13 protein-coding genes are annotated in these 17,871 nt (G+C 47.3%); 2 read left to right on the top strand and 11 right to left on the bottom strand.

Annotated elements, in window-relative coordinates; genetic code table 11:
• Positions 1–26 precede the first annotated feature (26 nt).
• The 5 genes from K401_RS0123955 to K401_RS0123935 form a co-directional block, all read right to left on the bottom strand.
• Positions 27–1,397, bottom strand: a complete 1,371-nt coding sequence (locus tag K401_RS0123955) for a UDP-N-acetylmuramoyl-tripeptide--D-alanyl-D-alanine ligase (RefSeq protein ID WP_024295323.1) — start codon at positions 1,395–1,397, stop codon at positions 27–29.
• A 125-nt stretch (positions 1,398–1,522) separates the two neighbouring features.
• A complete protein-coding gene (locus tag K401_RS0123950; protein ID WP_024295322.1) occupies positions 1,523–2,998 on the bottom strand; it encodes a UDP-N-acetylmuramoyl-L-alanyl-D-glutamate--2,6-diaminopimelate ligase in 1,476 nt (491 codons plus the stop codon).
• Positions 2,999–3,010: 12 nt separating this feature from the next.
• A complete protein-coding gene (locus tag K401_RS0123945) occupies positions 3,011–4,681 on the bottom strand; it encodes a formate--tetrahydrofolate ligase (protein WP_024295321.1) in 1,671 nt (556 codons plus the stop codon).
• A gap of 38 nt (positions 4,682–4,719) precedes the next feature.
• Positions 4,720–7,395 (bottom strand): FtsK/SpoIIIE family DNA translocase, encoded by a 2,676-nt coding sequence (locus tag K401_RS0123940; protein ID WP_024295320.1) that lies wholly within the window; start codon positions 7,393–7,395, stop codon positions 4,720–4,722.
• Positions 7,396–7,456: 61 nt separating this feature from the next.
• The gene (locus K401_RS0123935; protein WP_024295319.1) at positions 7,457–8,197 is read right to left on the bottom strand and encodes a ClpP family protease; all 741 of its coding nucleotides are present in this window, start codon (positions 8,195–8,197) and stop codon (positions 7,457–7,459) included.
• 368 nt (positions 8,198–8,565) lie between these two features.
• Here K401_RS0123935 and K401_RS0123930 point away from each other — a divergent pair, with 368 nt between their 5' ends.
• Complete coding sequence (locus K401_RS0123930) at positions 8,566–9,897, top strand: citrate synthase (protein ID WP_024295318.1); 1,332 nt, start codon at positions 8,566–8,568, stop codon at positions 9,895–9,897.
• 3 nt (positions 9,898–9,900) lie between these two features.
• Positions 9,901–12,213, top strand: coding sequence for a hydratase (locus K401_RS0123925; protein ID WP_024295317.1), 2,313 nt, complete (start codon positions 9,901–9,903; stop codon positions 12,211–12,213).
• Between the two features lie 71 nt (positions 12,214–12,284).
• On the opposite strand, the gene K401_RS0123920 is transcribed toward K401_RS0123925, so the two are convergent.
• The 6 genes from K401_RS0123920 to K401_RS0123895 are packed head-to-tail and all read right to left on the bottom strand — an operon-like array spanning position 12,285 to position 17,657.
• Positions 12,285–13,427, bottom strand: coding sequence for an ABC transporter substrate-binding protein (locus K401_RS0123920; protein WP_024295316.1), 1,143 nt, complete (start codon positions 13,425–13,427; stop codon positions 12,285–12,287).
• A 36-nt stretch (positions 13,428–13,463) separates the two neighbouring features.
• On the bottom strand, positions 13,464–14,213 hold the full coding sequence (locus K401_RS0123915; RefSeq protein ID WP_027352332.1) for a DUF364 domain-containing protein: 750 nt from the start codon (positions 14,211–14,213) through the stop codon (positions 13,464–13,466).
• A complete protein-coding gene (locus K401_RS0123910) occupies positions 14,213–14,986 on the bottom strand; it encodes an ABC transporter ATP-binding protein (protein ID WP_024295314.1) in 774 nt (257 codons plus the stop codon). Before K401_RS0123910 ends, K401_RS0123915 begins: the two co-directional genes overlap by 1 nt.
• A gap of 10 nt (positions 14,987–14,996) precedes the next feature.
• Positions 14,997–16,013 (bottom strand): FecCD family ABC transporter permease, encoded by a 1,017-nt coding sequence (locus K401_RS0123905; protein ID WP_024295313.1) that lies wholly within the window; start codon positions 16,011–16,013, stop codon positions 14,997–14,999.
• A complete protein-coding gene (locus tag K401_RS0123900) occupies positions 15,988–16,626 on the bottom strand; it encodes a nucleoside-triphosphatase (RefSeq protein ID WP_024295312.1) in 639 nt (212 codons plus the stop codon). Before K401_RS0123900 ends, K401_RS0123905 begins: the two co-directional genes overlap by 26 nt.
• Entirely contained in the window at positions 16,626–17,657 is a 1,032-nt protein-coding gene (locus K401_RS0123895; RefSeq protein WP_024295311.1) for an XdhC family protein, read from the bottom strand. Before K401_RS0123895 ends, K401_RS0123900 begins: the two co-directional genes overlap by 1 nt.
• Positions 17,658–17,871 lie beyond the last annotated feature (214 nt).

Below are 17,871 nucleotides of genomic sequence, written 5' to 3'. Positions count from 1 at the left end.
TGGGCATAACAGGCTCCAAAAGACTCTCAGTTCAAGTAAAACTCCTCCGCCACCGGACTGAGCTTCATGCTGTTGGAGCCTTTAAACAGCACGCAGTCCCCTTCCTTTAATTCCGCTTTTAAATAAGACACCAGCCCATCCGGTTCCATGAATTCCTTTACCAGAATCTGAGGAGCATGCTCCTTTACGGCTCTGGCAATTTCCCCTGCCAGCTCTCCTAAGGTCACCACCTCATATACCGGATGCTCTGCAATGTATTCTCCGATTTCATAATGGTATTCGGGAGATTTTTCTCCCAGCTCCTTCATATCGGCCAGTACAGCGATCCTTCGTTCCGCTTTTGTGATGGAACCCAGAACCTCCAGTCCCGCTTTCATGGAAACAGGACTTGCGTTATATGTATCGTCAATAATGGTCATGCCTCCCACGTAATAAATCTGCTGCCGGTTCTTAAAACCGGTAAATTCCTGAAGACATTTGGCAGCTTCCTCCATGGGAATACCACACTCGGATGCCACCGCAAGAGATACCATGGCATTCAGCACATTATGACTTCCCATTACTGTCAGGCGCACAGGGACCCTATTGGGGCCGAAAGCTGCAGTAAAGGCCGGAAAGCCCTCTTCCAAATGAACATCCAAAGCCCTGTAATCGCAATTTTCCCCGGTTCCGTAATAGATGGTCTTACAGCCTTCTTTTGCCTCTGTTGCCTTTAAAAGCCGGTCATCCCCGTTTAAAAAAAGGATTCCGCCTTTTTCCAACCCATCCTGAATGGTCAGCTTTTCCCTGTAAATGTTTTCCTGGGAACCAAGCTGCTCAATATGAGTCACTCCGATGTTGGTGATCACAGCCATCTGGATCTTTGCAATCTTTGCAATAACAGTCAGTTCTCGCGGCTCACTCATCCCCAGCTCAATGACTCCGATTTCATCCTCTGGAGATATTTCCGATATGGTGATGGGTACTCCTACCTGGCTGTTATGATTTCCAGGGGTCTTATAGACAGAATAACGTGCAGACAAAGCGCAGGCCACCATCTCTCTTGTGGTGGTCTTTCCCACGCTTCCTGTAATGCCGACCAGGGGAAGGCTCAGACGGTCTCTGTAATAGCTGCCAATGGCCTGAAGAGCCTTTTTCGTATCTTCCACTCTGATCCACGGTCTGGCCGAGTCCATGGCATCATGCCGGCTGGTAAGGACCGCAGCAGCCCCGTTATCAAAAGCCTGCTCAATAAAACGGTGGGCATCCTGTCTTTCCCCGATGATGGGGACAAACAGATCATTCCCCTTCATTGTCCTGGAATCAATGCTAATATGTTCCAGAACCGTATCCTCACTTCCGCAAAGAAGTCTTCCGCCTGTGGCTGAAAGTATTTCCTTTACCCTCATATTCACCATTACTTCCTCCGTTCCATGTTCGCCTCCGGCGTACATTCCTTTCATCTGTCATCTACCGTGGAAATGCCGAAAGCCGCATTTTCTTACGGCTTCCGGCATTTTCTTTATGATCGCTGCCTTCCTTTTTAAGCTTCCTTTGAAAGCTGGGAATCCACCGCTTTTAAAACCTCTTCCCTGTCTGAAAAGTGGTAGCGGACCCCGTTCATTTCCTGGTAATCCTCATGTCCCTTTCCAATGATGGCAATCATATCGCCTGGCTGGGCATGAGTGATGCTGTAGCAGATCGCTTCTCTCCGGTCCGGAATTTCCATGAATTTCCCTCCGGTCTTTTCAAGACTTCCCCTGATATCTGCGATGATATCTTCTGTTTTTTCGTACCTGGAATTATCCGCAGTGATGATGGTAAAATCCGCCAGACGTCCCGCGCTGTCTCCCATGGAAATGCGCCGGTCTTTGGAACGGTTTCCGCCGCAGCCAAATACACAGACAAGGCGTTTGGGGTGATAATCCCTGAGAGTTGAAAGCAGGCTTTCCATGCTGACGGCATTATGGGCATAATCCACGATCACCGTGCATTTTTCAGAAGCATATACGATTTCCATACGCCCGTTTACATTTAAATGTTCCAGACCATGGCAGATATTCTCCTTGGGCAGCCCTAAAAAGCTTAAAACGCTGACTGCAGCCAGGGCATTGGCAACATTAAACCGGCCCGGAATATTCACCCGTACAGAAAGCTCGCAGATCCCTTTGATGTCAAATTCCAGTCCGACAAAATCCGGCTGGGCGATATATCGGATAGCCTCTGCCTTAAAATCTGTATCCTTTTTCTCCATGGAAAAGGAATAGAGCCTGCAGGAGGCATCCTTTATTACTTCCTCCCAATGGTCATCATCGCCGTTCATGATTCCCACTTTACAGCAGGAAAAGATACGGGATTTATAATAAAGATATTCTTCAAAATCCTTATGCTCATCCGGCCCGATATGATCAGGAGAAATATTGGTAAACAGTCCATAATCAAAACGGATCCCGTCTACCCGGTGCATCTTAAAGGCCTGGGAGGAAACTTCCATCACCATGTATTCACAGCCGGCCTCTGCCATACGGCTGAAAGCCTGGTGAAGCTCATAAGACTCGGGGGTGGTATTCACCGTAGGCGTTACTTCCTGGCCGATGACAATACCTGTGGTTCCGATCATTCCCACTTTCTTTCCGCAGGCCTCCAGAATCGTTTTGATCATGTGGGTGGTGGTGGTCTTTCCCTTGGTTCCTGTCACGCCGATGGTCACCATCTTTTCTGCAGGATAACCGAATCTGGCTGCCGCAAGAAGAGCCAGGGCTTCTCTTGCATTATGTACAAGGACAGCGGTTACGCCATCCGGGATCTCTGTCCTTCGTTCTAATACAAGGATCTCCGTCCCTGCAGCCACCACGTCCGGGATAAAATCATGGGAGTCGGTTCTTGTACCCTTCATACAGACGAATACAACTCCCTTCCGGGCTTTTCTGGAGTCATAAATCACATCCTCTGCGTCTACGTCAAGGCTTCCCTGTATTACCTCATATGTTAAGTCTTTTAGCCATTCTTTAAACTTCATAAAACCTCCCAATCAGAATAATCCGGTGATTACTCCATCTTCATTTACGTCAATATTATCTGCGGCCGGCTTCTTTGGAAGGCCTGGCATGGTCATGATGGCTCCGGTTAAAATGACCACAAAGCCGGCTCCTGCGGATACGTAAGCATCCCGCACGGTAATGTCAAAGCCTTCCGGCCGTCCAAGCTTTGTCTGGTCATCGGATAAGGAATACTGGGTCTTTGCCATGCAGACAGGAAGGCTGCCAAAGCCCATTTCTTCAAATTTTCTGATGGCTTTTAAAGCCGCCGGAGCATAGGACACCCCATTTGCACCGTAGATTTCCCTTGCAACTGCGGCCACCTTATCTTCCAGTCCCATTTCATCAGGATAAAGGGGAGCAAAGCTGCTTTCCTTATTTTCCAGGGTATAAAGAACTTTCTCCGCCAGCTCTGTACCGCCCTCTCCGCCTTTTTCCCACACCTGGGATAAGGCGAATTCACAGCCTCTCTCTTCGCAGAACTTCTTTACAAACCGGTATTCTGCCTCTGTGTCGGTGATAAAGGAATTCAGGGTAACGATGACCGGAACTCCGTATTTCGTCATATTTTCAATGTGCTTTTCCAGATTGACAATACCTTTTTCAAGGGCATCTAAGTTCTCTTCCTTTAACTGGTCCTTTGGCACTCCGCCGTTGTATTTAAGAGCCCTCACCGTTGCAACCAGCACAATGGCATCCGGCTTTAATCCTGCCTTCCTGCATTTGATATCCAGGAATTTTTCTGCGCCTAAGTCAGCGCCAAACCCTGCCTCCGTCACAACGATATCGGCCAGCTTTAAGGCCGTCTTTGTGGCACGTACGCTGTTGCAGCCGTGGGCAATGTTTGCAAAGGGGCCGCCGTGAACGATTGCGCCGGTATGTTCCAGAGTCTGTATCAGATTTGGCTTTAAGGCATCCTTTAATAAAGCAGCCATAGCTCCTACTGCATTTAACTGGGAGGCAGTCACAGGCTCCCCAGCATAATTATATGCTACAATAATTCTTCCCAGCCGTTCTTTTAAATCTTCCATGTCATTTGCAAGACAAAGGATCGCCATGATCTCCGATGCCACCGTGATCACGAAATGATCTTCCCTCACAAAACCTTCCGCCTTGGAACCAAGGCCGACCACAATATTTCTAAGGGCGCGGTCATTCATGTCAAGGCAACGCTTCCAGAGAATCTGGCGGGTGTCGATTCCAAGAGTGTTACCCTGGTGGATATGATTGTCTAACAGGGCTGCAAGTAGGTTGTTTGCCGAAGTTATGGCATGAAAATCACCGGTAAAATGAAGATTTAAGTCTTCCATCGGCACAACCTGGGCATAGCCGCCCCCTGCCGCTCCGCCCTTGATACCAAAGCATGGTCCGAGGGAAGGTTCCCTGAGAGCGATCATGGCATTCTTTCCCATTTTCCCTAATGCCTGTCCAAGACCAACGGTAGTTGTAGTTTTCCCTTCTCCTGCCGGAGTGGGGTTGATGGCGGTCACCAGAACCAGCTTGCCGTCAGTACGGTCCTTTATCCGGTCCCATAGCTCGTCAGTCAGCTTTGCCTTATATTTCCCGTAAAGCTCCAGTTCATCTTCACTGATCCCATAGGAAGCAGCCACATCCTTAATAGGCAGCATTGCTGCCTCCTGCGCGATTTCAATATCTGTTCTCATTTCCCAGTCCTCCTTCTATGTAAATGATACAGCTTTATTTAATAACCCTGGGAAAGCATTTCATCAAATTCCTCCAGGCTCATCAATACCTTACGGGGCTTGGTACCTTCCTCTTCCCCCACTACACCGGCTTCTGCCAGCTGGTCCATGATACGGGCCGCCCGGTTAAAGCCTATTTTAAACATTCTCTGGAGCATACCAATGGATGCTTTGTCCTTTTCAATGATAAATTTCCCGGCCTGGACAAAATATTCATCCCGGTCATTTCCGCCGCCTTTGGTCTCTCCGCCTACAGGTGCTGAAGTGATCATGCTTTCCACTTCCGGATTATAATCAGGGGTCATTCCCTGCTCTGTTAAGAAATCCACCACCTTTGAGACTTCGGAATCTGATACAAAAGCGCCCTGAACCCGCATTGGCTTTGGATAGCCTGCCGGATAAAACAGCATATCACCTTTACCAAGAAGCTTTTCCGCACCGTTCATATCAATGATGGTCCTGGAATCCACGCCGGAAGAAACCGCAAAGGCCACCCTGGATGGAACATTGGCCTTGATCAGTCCTGTGATGACATTGACCGAAGGACGCTGGGTGGCAATAACTAAGTGAATGCCAGCCGCTCTGGCAAGCTGGGCCAGGCGGCAGATGGAATCCTCCACCTCTCCAGGGGCAACCATCATCAAATCCGCAAGCTCGTCAATGATGATGACGATCTGTGGCATTTTCTTCGGCTTATCCTCATCCTCAATGTCCTTTATGCTTTCCACCTTTTCGTTATATCCTTTGATTTCCCTGACATTGTACTGGGCAAACTTATTATAGCGGTCCGTCATCTCCGCCACCGCCCAGTTAAGGGCACCGGAAGCCTTTTTCGGGTCAGTGACCACTGGGAGGAGCAAATGAGGAATACCATTATAAACGCTCAGCTCCACAACCTTGGGATCCACCATGATCAGCTTCACATCCTCAGGGTCAGCCTTAAAGATGATGCTCATGATCAGGGTGTTGATGCACACGGATTTACCGGAACCAGTAGCCCCGGCGATCAGAAGGTGGGGCATCTTTGCAATGTCCGTGACAACCACCTGCCCGCCGATGTCCTTGCCCACCGCAAAGGCAATTTTAGAGGAATGTTTCTGAAAACCGTCTGCCTCCAGAATATCCCGTAAGTATACCATTTGGTTTTCTTTATTGGGAACCTCGATTCCCACCGCCGATTTTCCGGGTATGGGGGCTTCAATACGGATATCCGCAGCCGCTAAGCTCAATTTAATATCATCTGCCAGACTTACGATCTTGCTGACCTTTACTCCCTGCTCCGGATGCAACTCATACCTGGTTACAGAAGGTCCGCAGCTTATATTGGTTACCGTAACCCCTACACCGAAATTCTGAAGGGTCCTTTGAAGCTTGATAGCGGTATCCTTGTATTCTCTGTCGGAAAAAACCGACGTTTTCCCTTTTTTAAGGAGGGAGAGGGGCGGAAATTTATATTCCACCTTTACGGTCTCCTGCTTTTGCCTGATTTCCTGGCTGACGCTTAAACCGTCTTCCTTTGATGCCCCTTCCCGTTTCTTTTCCAGTTTTTTCTGAAGGGCTTCCGTATCTGTCTCTATGATCTTTCCGGAAGCAGTGACCACCTGCTTTGGTTCCTGGGGAATGGAAAAGGTGTCATTTTCCTCAACAGGATAGACATCCTCTTCCACAACCTCCATTTCCTTTAAGGTTCTCATCTCTTTCTTCATATATATGGAAGATTCTTCCAGAGCCTCTCCAAAAGCCCCAGTCCCTCCGTCAGGATCAAAGGGAACGATATCCTCTTCATTCTCCACGACCGGCGAAATACTGCCCCGGAAAATATCCGCCGGATTAGGTTCGGCGGTTTCTACAGCGGTAAGGGCAGACAGCCGGTCTGCCTGGGCCATAATATCCTCCCCAAGATCATTGGAAATTTCCTCAGCCGGTTCCGGATAATTTTCTTCCTGGGCCGCCTCCAGCTTTGTGGCGTCTAAATTGACTCCACGAAGCTTTTGCTCTTCCCAAAGCTGCCTGCGGGCTTCCTGGCGCTTTGCATGGAGCTCCATATGCATATCCACATTTTCCTTGGCATGACGGTACGCCTTTCCGCTTCCCTTTTTCACAATATCTACAAAAGACTTTTCCGTAATGCATACTGCAGATATGACAAGAAGGACCCCTATTACCAGATAGGCTCCTACAACGCCGATAATGGAGGTGAGACCTCCGGCCAGGAGACCGCCTATAATACCGCCCCCCCTTCCGCTGACAGAGGCTTCAAAATAAATGTCGGCAAGTCCAGCTCCCTCACCGGCTTTTCCGCCAAAAAGGAGCTGTAAAAATCCACACAAAGAAACCAGCGCCAGAATAAAAGACGCCAGTTTAAAAGCTGCCCTGGGATTTCCCTGATTGGAAATGTAAAACGCCGTTCCTGCAAACAGCAGCACAGGCGCTATATATCCCACACTTCCGAATATGCCAAGCTGTATGCTCCGCAGAAAATCCCCTACCACGCCGCACAAGTGAAAGTTACTTAAAAACAGAATGGACGCAGCCAAAAATGACATAATGATCACTACTTCTGAATGGATAAATTCCGGTTCCGGCAAAATCACATTTTTTTTGGCGCCGGAGTTTCTTGTTCTCCCGTTTTTTCCTTTTTTTGCTGTTGTACGTTTCTTCGTTGTCTCAGGCACAATACTTCCCCCTTCTATCCGTTGGTAACAGTATACAAAAAAATCGGGAGAATTGCAACGATTAACGGGAAGCAGTTTCCATCAGTTCATATAATTTTTTCAAAGCATCCTTTATTCCGCCTACCTCGTTGATCAGGCCTTCTTTTACGGTTTCCTCGCCCACGAGAACGGTGCCTAAGTCTCTGGTGAGCATTTCCGTATTCAGCATAAGGCGCTTCAACTGATCGTAGGCAATCTCTGCGTGATTGGAAACAAAGCTTAAAATCCGGTCCTGTATCATTTCAAAATATTCATAAGTCTGGGAAGCGCCGATTACCATTCCCGTCATTCTTACCGGGTGTATCATCATGGTTCCGGTGGGCACGATGAAAGAATAATCCGTGCAGACTGCCAGTGGAACTCCAATGGAATGACTTCCTCCAAGAACCAGGGATACAGTTGGGACGCTCAAAGAAGCGATCATCTCAGCAATAGCCAGGCCTGCGTCCACGTCACCGCCGGAAGTATTTAAGAGAACCAAAAGCCCTTCCACTGAATCGTCGTCTTCAATCTCAGCCAGTTTCGGGAGGATGTGATCATATTTTGTAGCCTTGCTGTTTCCGGATAAATTCTCATGGCCCTCCACCTCTCCTATAATGGTAATCAGATGGATTTTTCGCTTGTTTGCATTGTCATCCAAAGTGGCCTGACCATATTCTTCCAGCTTTTCATCCTCTTTCTGCTCAATATCCTTTTCCGTCTTTTTTTCGTCCAGGTTTTCCTTGCGTGTATTGTCGGAGGGCTTATTCTGCCTTTCGTCCATATCTTCATTCTTTTGATTATCATTATTCTGATGTTCTCTCACCTTAAAAACCTCCTGTTTTGCTCTGAATTTGGTAATATCTTATGATGTGGAGAAAACCATAAAAATATGCTTGAAAATCTTAAAACCGGATTTTACGTTTCCATACAAAAGGCCAGTCATAAAACTGCCGGAATAACAATATTTTAGTTGTGATTATAACAAGTTATTGACTTTGATACTTTTCCATGTTAAACTACCAAACAATAAAAAAAGTCACATTCTTGCCAATGGAGGCAGCGCCGGGGATATCCTTTTGCGCTGCTTTTCTATAAACGGATACATATTCTTCAGGCTGTGGCTTAACTAAAAAAAAGGAGAGATCGTTCATGAACAACTTTTTTATTGCTCAAACTTTTGGTAAATCCTCAAATTTCACGGATATTCCAAACCATTTATTTAAGGAACACAATGTAAAAAAAGGCCTGCGCAACGAAGACGGTACCGGAGTCCGGGTGGGCTTAACCCGCGTATCTGATGTAGTTGGCTATGAAATCCAAGACGGAAAAAAGGTGAACGTTCCCGGCAAGCTCTATTACCGGGGAATCGAGATCGGCGACCTGGTAAGCGGAAAAAACAGCGAGCGCTACGGCTTTGAAGAAACTTCGTTTTTGCTCCTTTTTGGTTATCTTCCATCTAAAAAGGAATTAAGGGAGTTCACGGCCACCTTAAGCCATAACTATCTTCTTCCGGATGAGTTTCTGGAAAAGAACATGCTCCGTTCTCCTTCCCGCAATTTAATGAACAGCCTTCAGCGGAACATCCTGTCCCTTTACGATTATGACGAGGAGCCGGATAATGTGGATCCTTATCGGACCATGTTAAAAGGAATCAACATCCTTGCAAAGCTTCCTTCTCTTTCCGTCTACGCATACCAGAGCAAGGTTCATCATTATGACAGAGACAGTCTGATCATACATTATCCAAAACAGGAATATTCCATAGCAGAAAACATCCTCTACATGCTGCGCCGGGATGGGGCCTTTACTGAACAGGAAGCAAATCTGCTGGATGTAATGCTCATGATCCATGCAGACCATGGCGGCGGAAACAACTCCACCTTTACCAATGTAGTCATATCTTCCACCGGCACCGATATTTATTCAGCCATTTCCGCTTCCATAGGCTCCTTAAAAGGGCCAAAGCATGGCGGTGCCAACATATGCTGCAGCGAAATGATCAAGGCGATTGAAAAAGAAATCGGGTTTAAGGCAACGGAAAACCAGATGAAAGGAATAATCCAGAAGATCCTTGCAAAGGATTTTTATGATAACTCCGGCCTTGTATACGGACTTGGCCACGCAGTTTATACGGTCTCCGACCCCAGGGCGGATTTATTAAAAGTCTGCTGTGAAAAGCTTGCCAAACAGAAAAACAGGGAAGATGAATATGAATTTCTGACAAAATTTGAGAAAGTTGCCAAAGCATGCCTGGCGGGAAACGGAAAAACCCTGTCAAACAATGTGGACTTCTACAGCGGTTTCGCTTATAATATGTTACAGATACCGGAAGATATGTATACGCCTCTGTTCGTCTGCTCTCGTATGGCAGGCTGGCTGGCGCACAATATCGAAAACAAGCTGTATGACGGAAGAATCATGCGTCCGGCAACAAAATACGTAGGAGAAACCATTTCCTACAAAAAAAGAGAGGAAAGATAGCATATGGTGAAATTGTATGACGGCGGGGCTTATCTTGTTCATGGAAGGGAACTGGTTCCGGAACAGGAAGCTTTAAAAGTGGCTGCCCTTACAGGAAAAACTGCAGATAAGGCTGAAGCCAAAAAGGGCACCATCGCCTATTCCATTTTAAAGGAACACAATACCTCCGATGACATGGATCATTTGAAGCTCCGTTTTGACTCCATGGCCTCCCATGACATTACATTTGTAGGGATCATCCAGACTGCCCGGGCATCAGGGCTTAAGGAATTTCCCATTCCATACGTTATGACCAACTGTCACAACTCCTTATGCGCAGTTGGTGGCACCATTAACGAGGATGACCATGTTTTCGGGCTTTCCGCCGCAAAAAAATACGGCGGGATCTTTGTTCCGCCTCATATTGCGGTCATCCATCAGTATATGAGGGAAATGATGGCCGGATGCGGACGGATGATCCTCGGCTCTGACAGCCATACCCGTTACGGCGCCCTGGGAACCATGGCTATCGGCGAAGGCGGCGGGGAACTGGTAAAGCAGCTTCTGCGGGATACTTATGACGTGACATATCCCGGCGTTGTGGCTATTTATCTTACAGGAAGCCCCGCCCCTTCTGTCGGTCCTCATGATGTGGCCCTGGCCATTATCGGAGCGGTCTTCCAAAGCGGCTATGTAAAGAACAGGATCATGGAATTTGTAGGGCCCGGAGTTTCTTCCATGGATACGGACTACAGGAACGGCGTGGATGTCATGACAACGGAAACCACCTGCCTTTCATCCATCTGGAGAACCGATGAGGACACAAAGGCTTATCTGGATCTTCATGGACGGGGAGATGCTTATAAGGAGCTGAATCCTGAGGAAGTGGCTTACTACGACGGAGTCGTTTATGTGGATTTAAGCACCATTAAGCCCATGATCGCACTGCCCTTCCACCCAAGCAATACGTATGAGATCGACCAGCTGAATGCAAACCTGGGCGACATTCTCCGGACCGTGGAAAAAGAAGCGGAGCGAATTGTGGGAAGTTCCAAGGCAAGCCTTTCTCTCACCGACAAGATCGTGGATGGAAAGCTCATGGTTCAGCAGGGAGTGATTGCAGGCTGCGCCGGAGGCAACTACTCCAACGTCATGGCTGCGGCTCATATTCTGTCAGGAAAAGACTGCGGAAATGATATCTTTAATTTATCCGTGTATCCTTCCTCCCAGCCGGTATACATGGATCTGGTGAAAAAGGGAGCCATCTCGGAATTTATGGCAGCCGGAGCGACTGTCCGGACGGCCTTCTGCGGCCCGTGCTTTGGTGCAGGGGATACTCCTTCCAACAATTCCTTAAGCATCCGCCACACCACAAGAAACTTCCCCAACAGGGAAGGCTCCAAGCCGGGAAGCGGACAGATTTCCTGTGTAGCCCTCATGGATGCCCGTTCCATTGCGGCAACGGCGGCAAACGGCGGCTATCTGACCTCTGCGGAAGGATATGGAGAAGATTACCGTGTTCCTGCTTATGAATTTGACTCATCTTCCTATGACAGGCGGGTATATCAGGGCTTTGGAAAGGCTCAGCCTGAGGCTTCCCTGATTTATGGTCCCAATATCAAAGACTGGCCGGCCATGAGCGCTTTGACAGAAAACATCCTTTTGCGGGTATGTTCAAAGATCATGGATCCTGTTACTACCACCGACGAGCTGATCCCTTCGGGTGAAACCTCCTCCTACCGCTCCAACCCTCTGGGTCTTGCGGAATTTACCTTGTCCCGCCGGGATCCGGAATACGTGGAACGTTCCAAAAAGGTAAATGAGCTGGAACAAATAAGGAAAGCAGGAAACACCCCATTAGAAGCCGATCAGTCTCTGGAGTCAGCATGGAAAGCCCTGAGCTCTTACTTAAACCAGCCGGAGCTGAAGGCAGGTGAAACGGAAATCGGAAGCATGATCTATGCGGTGAAGCCCGGTGACGGCTCTGCCCGGGAACAGGCAGCCAGCTGCCAGCGAGTGCTGGGCGGCCTGGCCAATATTGCCAAAGAATATGCTACCAAGCGATACCGTTCCAATGTCATGAACTGGGGAATGCTTCCCTTCCTTCTTGATGAGGAACCTGATTTTGAAGTAGGTGATTTCATCTATGTGCCCGGAATCCGCACCGCCCTTGACGGAGATATGAAGCACATTCCAGCTTATGTGGTAAAAAACAGGGACGGGAATCCGATTCATGAGATTAAACTGCACATTGCCGATATGACCCCGGAAGAACGGGAAATCGTAAAGGCCGGATGTCTGATCAACTATAATAGAAATAAAAACCAACAGAAATAATCTTTAAAACAGGAATCCCCCGGACTTGAAACTGGCAGAAAGGCCAGATCCAAAACCGGGGGTTATGTTTTTTATTTCAAAATTTTCTCCGTCTGTGTGTCATCAAGATTTACGTGATAAAACAGCTGGTAGAAATCTTTTACTTCCTGTTTTATATCAACGTTATACTGCTCCGGATATACAAGATTGCCCAGCCACATAATCCCGATCATTCGGTTGACAGAAGGCGGGCTGCTCATAAAACTATATGGAACAGAAGGTATCTGATAAACCTTACCTTCTTTCACTGCATTTAATTCTCCCCAGACCTTATCTGTTGTTATTGTCTGGTATAAGGTCTCAGAATCTGCGATGATAATATCCGGCTGCCACAGAAGAAGCTGTTCAAAGGATACTTCACTTCCGCCTCCGCTTGATACCATTTCAACTTTTGCCGCATTTTCCGCTCCGATCTGTTCGATGACCCGGGCATGAATGGAACCCTCTGCATTGGTGTGAAGTCCATCATCTCCAATGGCAAAATAAACCGATTTCTTTTCTTTTTCTGCCAGTTCTTCCTTGGCTGTTTCAGATTTTTTCAATATATTATTACAATAGTCCGCCAGCTTCTTTGCCTGATCAGCCTCGCCGGTAAGCTCCCCAAGCTTTTCATAAGCAGCACTCATGGTATCTAAATCTGCCTCTATAAAAATGACCGGCATGTTAAGCTGTTCCTGAAGGGCATCCATATCCTCTTTTACGGTTTTCTTCGCTTCTCCGATATCAATGATCACATCCGGGCTTTCTGCAATGAGAGCCTCCATATTAAGGCTTGCATTCTTTCCATAAAACTGGCCGAATTTAGGAAGTCCCCAATATTTTTCGTCAATATACAGCTTTGCACCCTCAGAAAAATCAGAAGCAAGTCCGGACAGCTTATCCGGGCACAGGGTATAAAGCACAATCTGTGCCAATGGCCCGGAAGGAGCAATCTTGTTAATTTCCTTTGGAAGTGTAACTTCTCTTCCTGCTGAATCCGTAAATACTCTGGTCTCTGACTGTCCCCCTGTTTCACTGGATTTTTCTGTTTCCGCCTGAGTTTCTGCCTTTGCAGGCGCAGTTGACTCTGTCTGAGTGGCAGGTACCTCATTACTGTTTTCCTTTTGGCAGCCATTTGCCAGTACCGCAGCAGCAAGGAATGCAGCCAATACCAGCCCTTTTCTCATTTTTTTCATATAATCCCCCTATTCTGCCGCATTTGCGGCTTATATTTATTTTAGGGAAAGCCTTACCGGTAAACCAGAACGGATTACCGCCTTGTGCTCTCCTTTTTTAACAAATTCCTCTGTAAGCTTTTTATCTGTAATAAGTGTGCCTGCCAGCTCCCACACACCAAAATCAAAAAGTTCAGGAGCAAGAGCCACACTGGGCCCCACTAATATGACTTTGGCATTCCGCGACAGCTCCAACAGCCTTGGAAGGGTTTTATTAACCAGGGTAAATCCAGTGATAAATACATAATCTCTGTCTGAAAGAACATATTCACAGGCACTGTCCGGATAATCGCCATCCTTTGGATTGCGTTCCAGAATTACGCAGGATTTTGCTTCTTTAAAATACTCCTCAGCAAAGCAGAAATGTCCGATGGTCGCCACCTTTTTTCCTTTGATATCCTCACTATGTGCCATAAAGGCATCTTCCCTGGACAACATCCTGATTGCACCTTCCCTTTCCAGCCTGCTGATCCGGTCCGGCTGATTATAATAGGCATTTACCGCCGCGGCACCTATGCTGGCTTCCGTAAAATTCCATGATTTTATCAGTCCTGCAGCTTCCTTCCATGACATGTCCAAGATATTTTTTTCAGTTCTTGATATGGTCTGAAGCGGATTTGTCGCCGTCGCACCTGTACAGCCGCAGACAGTCACCGAAGTCCACTGGATTCCGGCAAAATAATCTTCTATCTTTACGTCATCTGGTATTGGTTCTATCAGACTGTCATACATTTCCCACATATTCATCACCCTTCCCCAGGCATACAAACCTTTTTCCCGCTTTTTAAATCTTCATAGATCTCAATTGGCACCTGGTACACGCCTTCCAAAAGCTCCTTTGTCAAGATCTTGTCCGGCTCACCCAAAGCCCTTATCTTTCCATCCATCATCACCAGCGATTTATGGGCAAAGTGAAAGACATGCTCCGGATTATGGGTGGACTGCACAATTAAATATCCCTTTTCTGACAAGGTACGCAGCTCCTTCATGACCCTGATCTGGTTGCCGTAATCCAAGCTGGAACATGGCTCATCCATGACCAGTATTTTTGCCTCCTGGGCGATTGCCCTTGCAATCAGCACAAGCTGCTGCTCTCCGCCGCTGATCTGCCCGAATATACGGTCCCTTAGACCAGCAATCCTTAATAGCTTTAAAGCATTCATTGCCCTGTCTTTTTCCTTTGGTCCCGGCCCTGCAAAGCGGGGCAGGGAAGCGGTTGTTCCCATCAAAACCATATCCAGAACCGAAAAAGAGAATGCAGTATCGTGATTCTGGGGGATATAGGCGATCCGTCCGGCCAATTCCCTTTCTGAAAAGTGCCGGCGTTCCGTTCCGTCAATCAGAATCTCCCCCTGGTATCCCTTCAGCAAACCTAACATGCAGCGAAAAAGCGTACTCTTCCCTGCTCCGTTTTTCCCAAGAACACAGACCAGTTCTCCTTTGTTGAAGGAAAAATTAATCCCCTTTAATACCGGAAAACAATGATAGCCGAATTCTAAATCTTTTACCGTCAGTTCCATATCTCCTCCTCTATAACCGGTTTCCTTCCCGTAAAATCAGATATAAAAAGAACGGAGCACCAACAAATGCAGTCAAAATGCCGATAGGAACCTCACTGGTAGCCAAAAGCCTTGCAAAATTATCCACGATCAGCAGAAAACTGCCGCCCATAAGCAGGGAGGCCGGCAACAGCCTGCGGTAATCACTTCCTACCAGCATTCTTGCAAAATGAGGAATTACCAGTCCCACCCAGCCGATATGCCCGCTTACTGAAACTGATGCTGAAGTAATCAAAGATGCACTGACAACAATGATAAGACGAAGCCTTCCTCCATTGATCCCCATGCTCCTCGCCTCCTCTTCCCCAAGGCTTAAAACATTGATCCGCCACCGGAGAAGATAAATCGGAAGGATTCCCATCAGGATCCATGGAGCAGCAAACATCACATCTTTCTGACGGATGGATGCCAGGCTTCCCATAAGCCAGTAGGTAATGACCGGAAGTGTATTGGCCGGATCCGCCACCAGCTTTAAAAAAGATACTGCTGCGGAAGCAAGGGAACTTATCATCATGCCGGACAACACCAGCCCCAGCACGGGATTATATTTTACCCGGCTGCTGATGAGGCAGACAATTCCTACGGCACCAAGACCAAAAAGAAAGGCACTGATTGTTACTCCGTTATAACCCAATGACAAAAACAGTCCCAGGGCAGCGCCTAATCCTGCGCCCGAGGAGGCTCCCAGAACATCCGGTGATACCATGGGATTTTTAAAAATCCCCTGATAAGCGGCGCCTGCACAGGACAATCCTCCTCCGATCAATGCTGCCATGAAAACTCTTGGAAGACGGACACGAAAAACAACAGTCTCTATCTGGGCAGGCCAAGAGATTTCTATAGGAAAAACTTTGGCAAGAAGGACTTTTAAAAGCGTGTCCGGGTATACCGGGTACCGTCCAAGCAAAAAGGAACCCAAAAAGCAGACAATAAATAAGAGCACTATGATTCCAAAACGTCTTTTATAAACCCAGTCCCTTTCTACCATGTGTTTCCATTCCTTCCTTTTCCCCGCATTCTCTCAAAAAATCCATAATTTCCATACGGATGTGTTCTTTTCTGTCGCGCTCAAACGTAAGTATCCGCCCATTTGACCGTTTTTCAAGTTTTTCCTCCAAGTCCAGGAGAAGCTTGTCCGTATCCGTCTGTATGGGGATTCTGGTCCTCATGGACTCCAGATTTTTCCGGTTTTTTAATACTCCGATGCATGGAACCGGACCATCAATACAGCAAAGAACCTCCTCCATAAATTCCGGCACAAAAAGCTCTACCCCGCCTATTTCATCCAAAAGGCAGAGTCTGCTCTGAGCGGAAGAACGCAGAATATCCACACCAACGGTTTCAAAAAGTTCAGGATTTTTATGGAATCCATGTTCAGTCCGTTCAATAAAAACATTAGTCATTCCTTTTTTATAGGGAGCTGCCGGAATCCAGTCTTCCTCTGCAGGAACCATTCGAAATCCCATAGTCATTCCATCTTCCATTATTAAGCGCTGTGAATAAAACCCTCCCATCAGCCGGTGCCAGGATCTTAAACATTCAAAAAGCAAGGTTGTCTTTCCTTCTCCGGAATCACCTTTTAAAAACAGAAATTTTCCCATTATTTTTTTCGCCCTTCCCGCAGAGCCCTGACAGCAATCAGTTCTCCTGCCACACTGATGGCGATCTCAGCGGGTGTTTCTGCATAAATTTCCAGACCGATAGGGCTGTGGCAGCTGTCGATCTGTTCTCTGGTAACGCCGTCTGCCATAAGCTTTCCGGCCAGAGTTTCCAGCTTCCTTCGGCTGCCGATTACGCCGATATAACAGACATTTTTTGTAAGGACCTGTCTTTGGACAACATAATCCGACTGGTGTCCTCTGGTCATAACACAGACATAATCACATTCCCTTAATTCAAGGTAATCAAAAATCCTTTCATAATCCCCTGCAATGGTCTTCTCTGCCTGGGGAAACAGTGTTTCATTGGCAAACTCCGGCCGGTCATCAAAAACAGCACACCGGAATCCTACATGCGCCAGGACCGGTACCAATTCCTGTGCCACATGTCCGCCTCCAAAAATATAGACACAGCCGGCCCGGACCAGAGGCTCGCTGTAATACTTGCGTTCACCAAAGTTTTTCTGAACCGCCTTATTCTGAAGAAGAATTTTTCTTTCTTCTTCAGCAATTCCTTCTATTCCTGTAAATCCCGCTGATTTACTGTAGATTCCCAGCCCCCATGTGGATTCACTGGAAATATCCATAATAAGCCAGCTGTCTTCATCCTTGTCATAGGCTTCTTCTATCCTCCTGCACAAGTCAATAAATTCCTGATTTTCATGGTCCAAATACTGAAAGTATACCACCACATCGCCACCACAGATCATGCCCAGATCAGCTACCTGTTCTTTTCCCAGGACAAAGCTGTGGATATAGGATGCCTTTTCCTCAATCGCCTTTTGTGATCTCTGAATGGACCGGTATTCCACCGCTCCGCCCCCGATAGTTCCTTCCGTGGTCCCGTCCCGCCTTACCAGCATATGGGATCCTGCACCTCTGGGAGTGGATCCGGAGCTTGCAATAATGGTTACTAAAACTCCATCCTCGCCTTTTTCCAAAGTTTCTAAAACTGCTTTAAACATCTGCCTCATTTTAATACCCCCTCAAAATATTTCATAAACAGTTCTTCTGTTTTTTCATTCAACTCTTTTTCCATGCTTAGGAACCGGTTCAGAAAATCCTTAGTCTTAGGTGTGAGTTGGGAAAATCCACCCTCTGCTCCGTCTGATAACGGTTGTCCCTCCAATGGGCATCAATGGTTTAAATGTACTGGCGGCACTTTTATGTCCCGCCGCAAAAATGACC

This window comes from Lacrimispora indolis DSM 755 (assembly GCF_000526995.1).
GTDB lineage: Bacteria > Bacillota > Clostridia > Lachnospirales > Lachnospiraceae > Lacrimispora > Lacrimispora indolis.
Note: the sequence above shows the minus strand (reverse complement) of the source record. Positions and strands in the feature narration are given on the sequence as shown.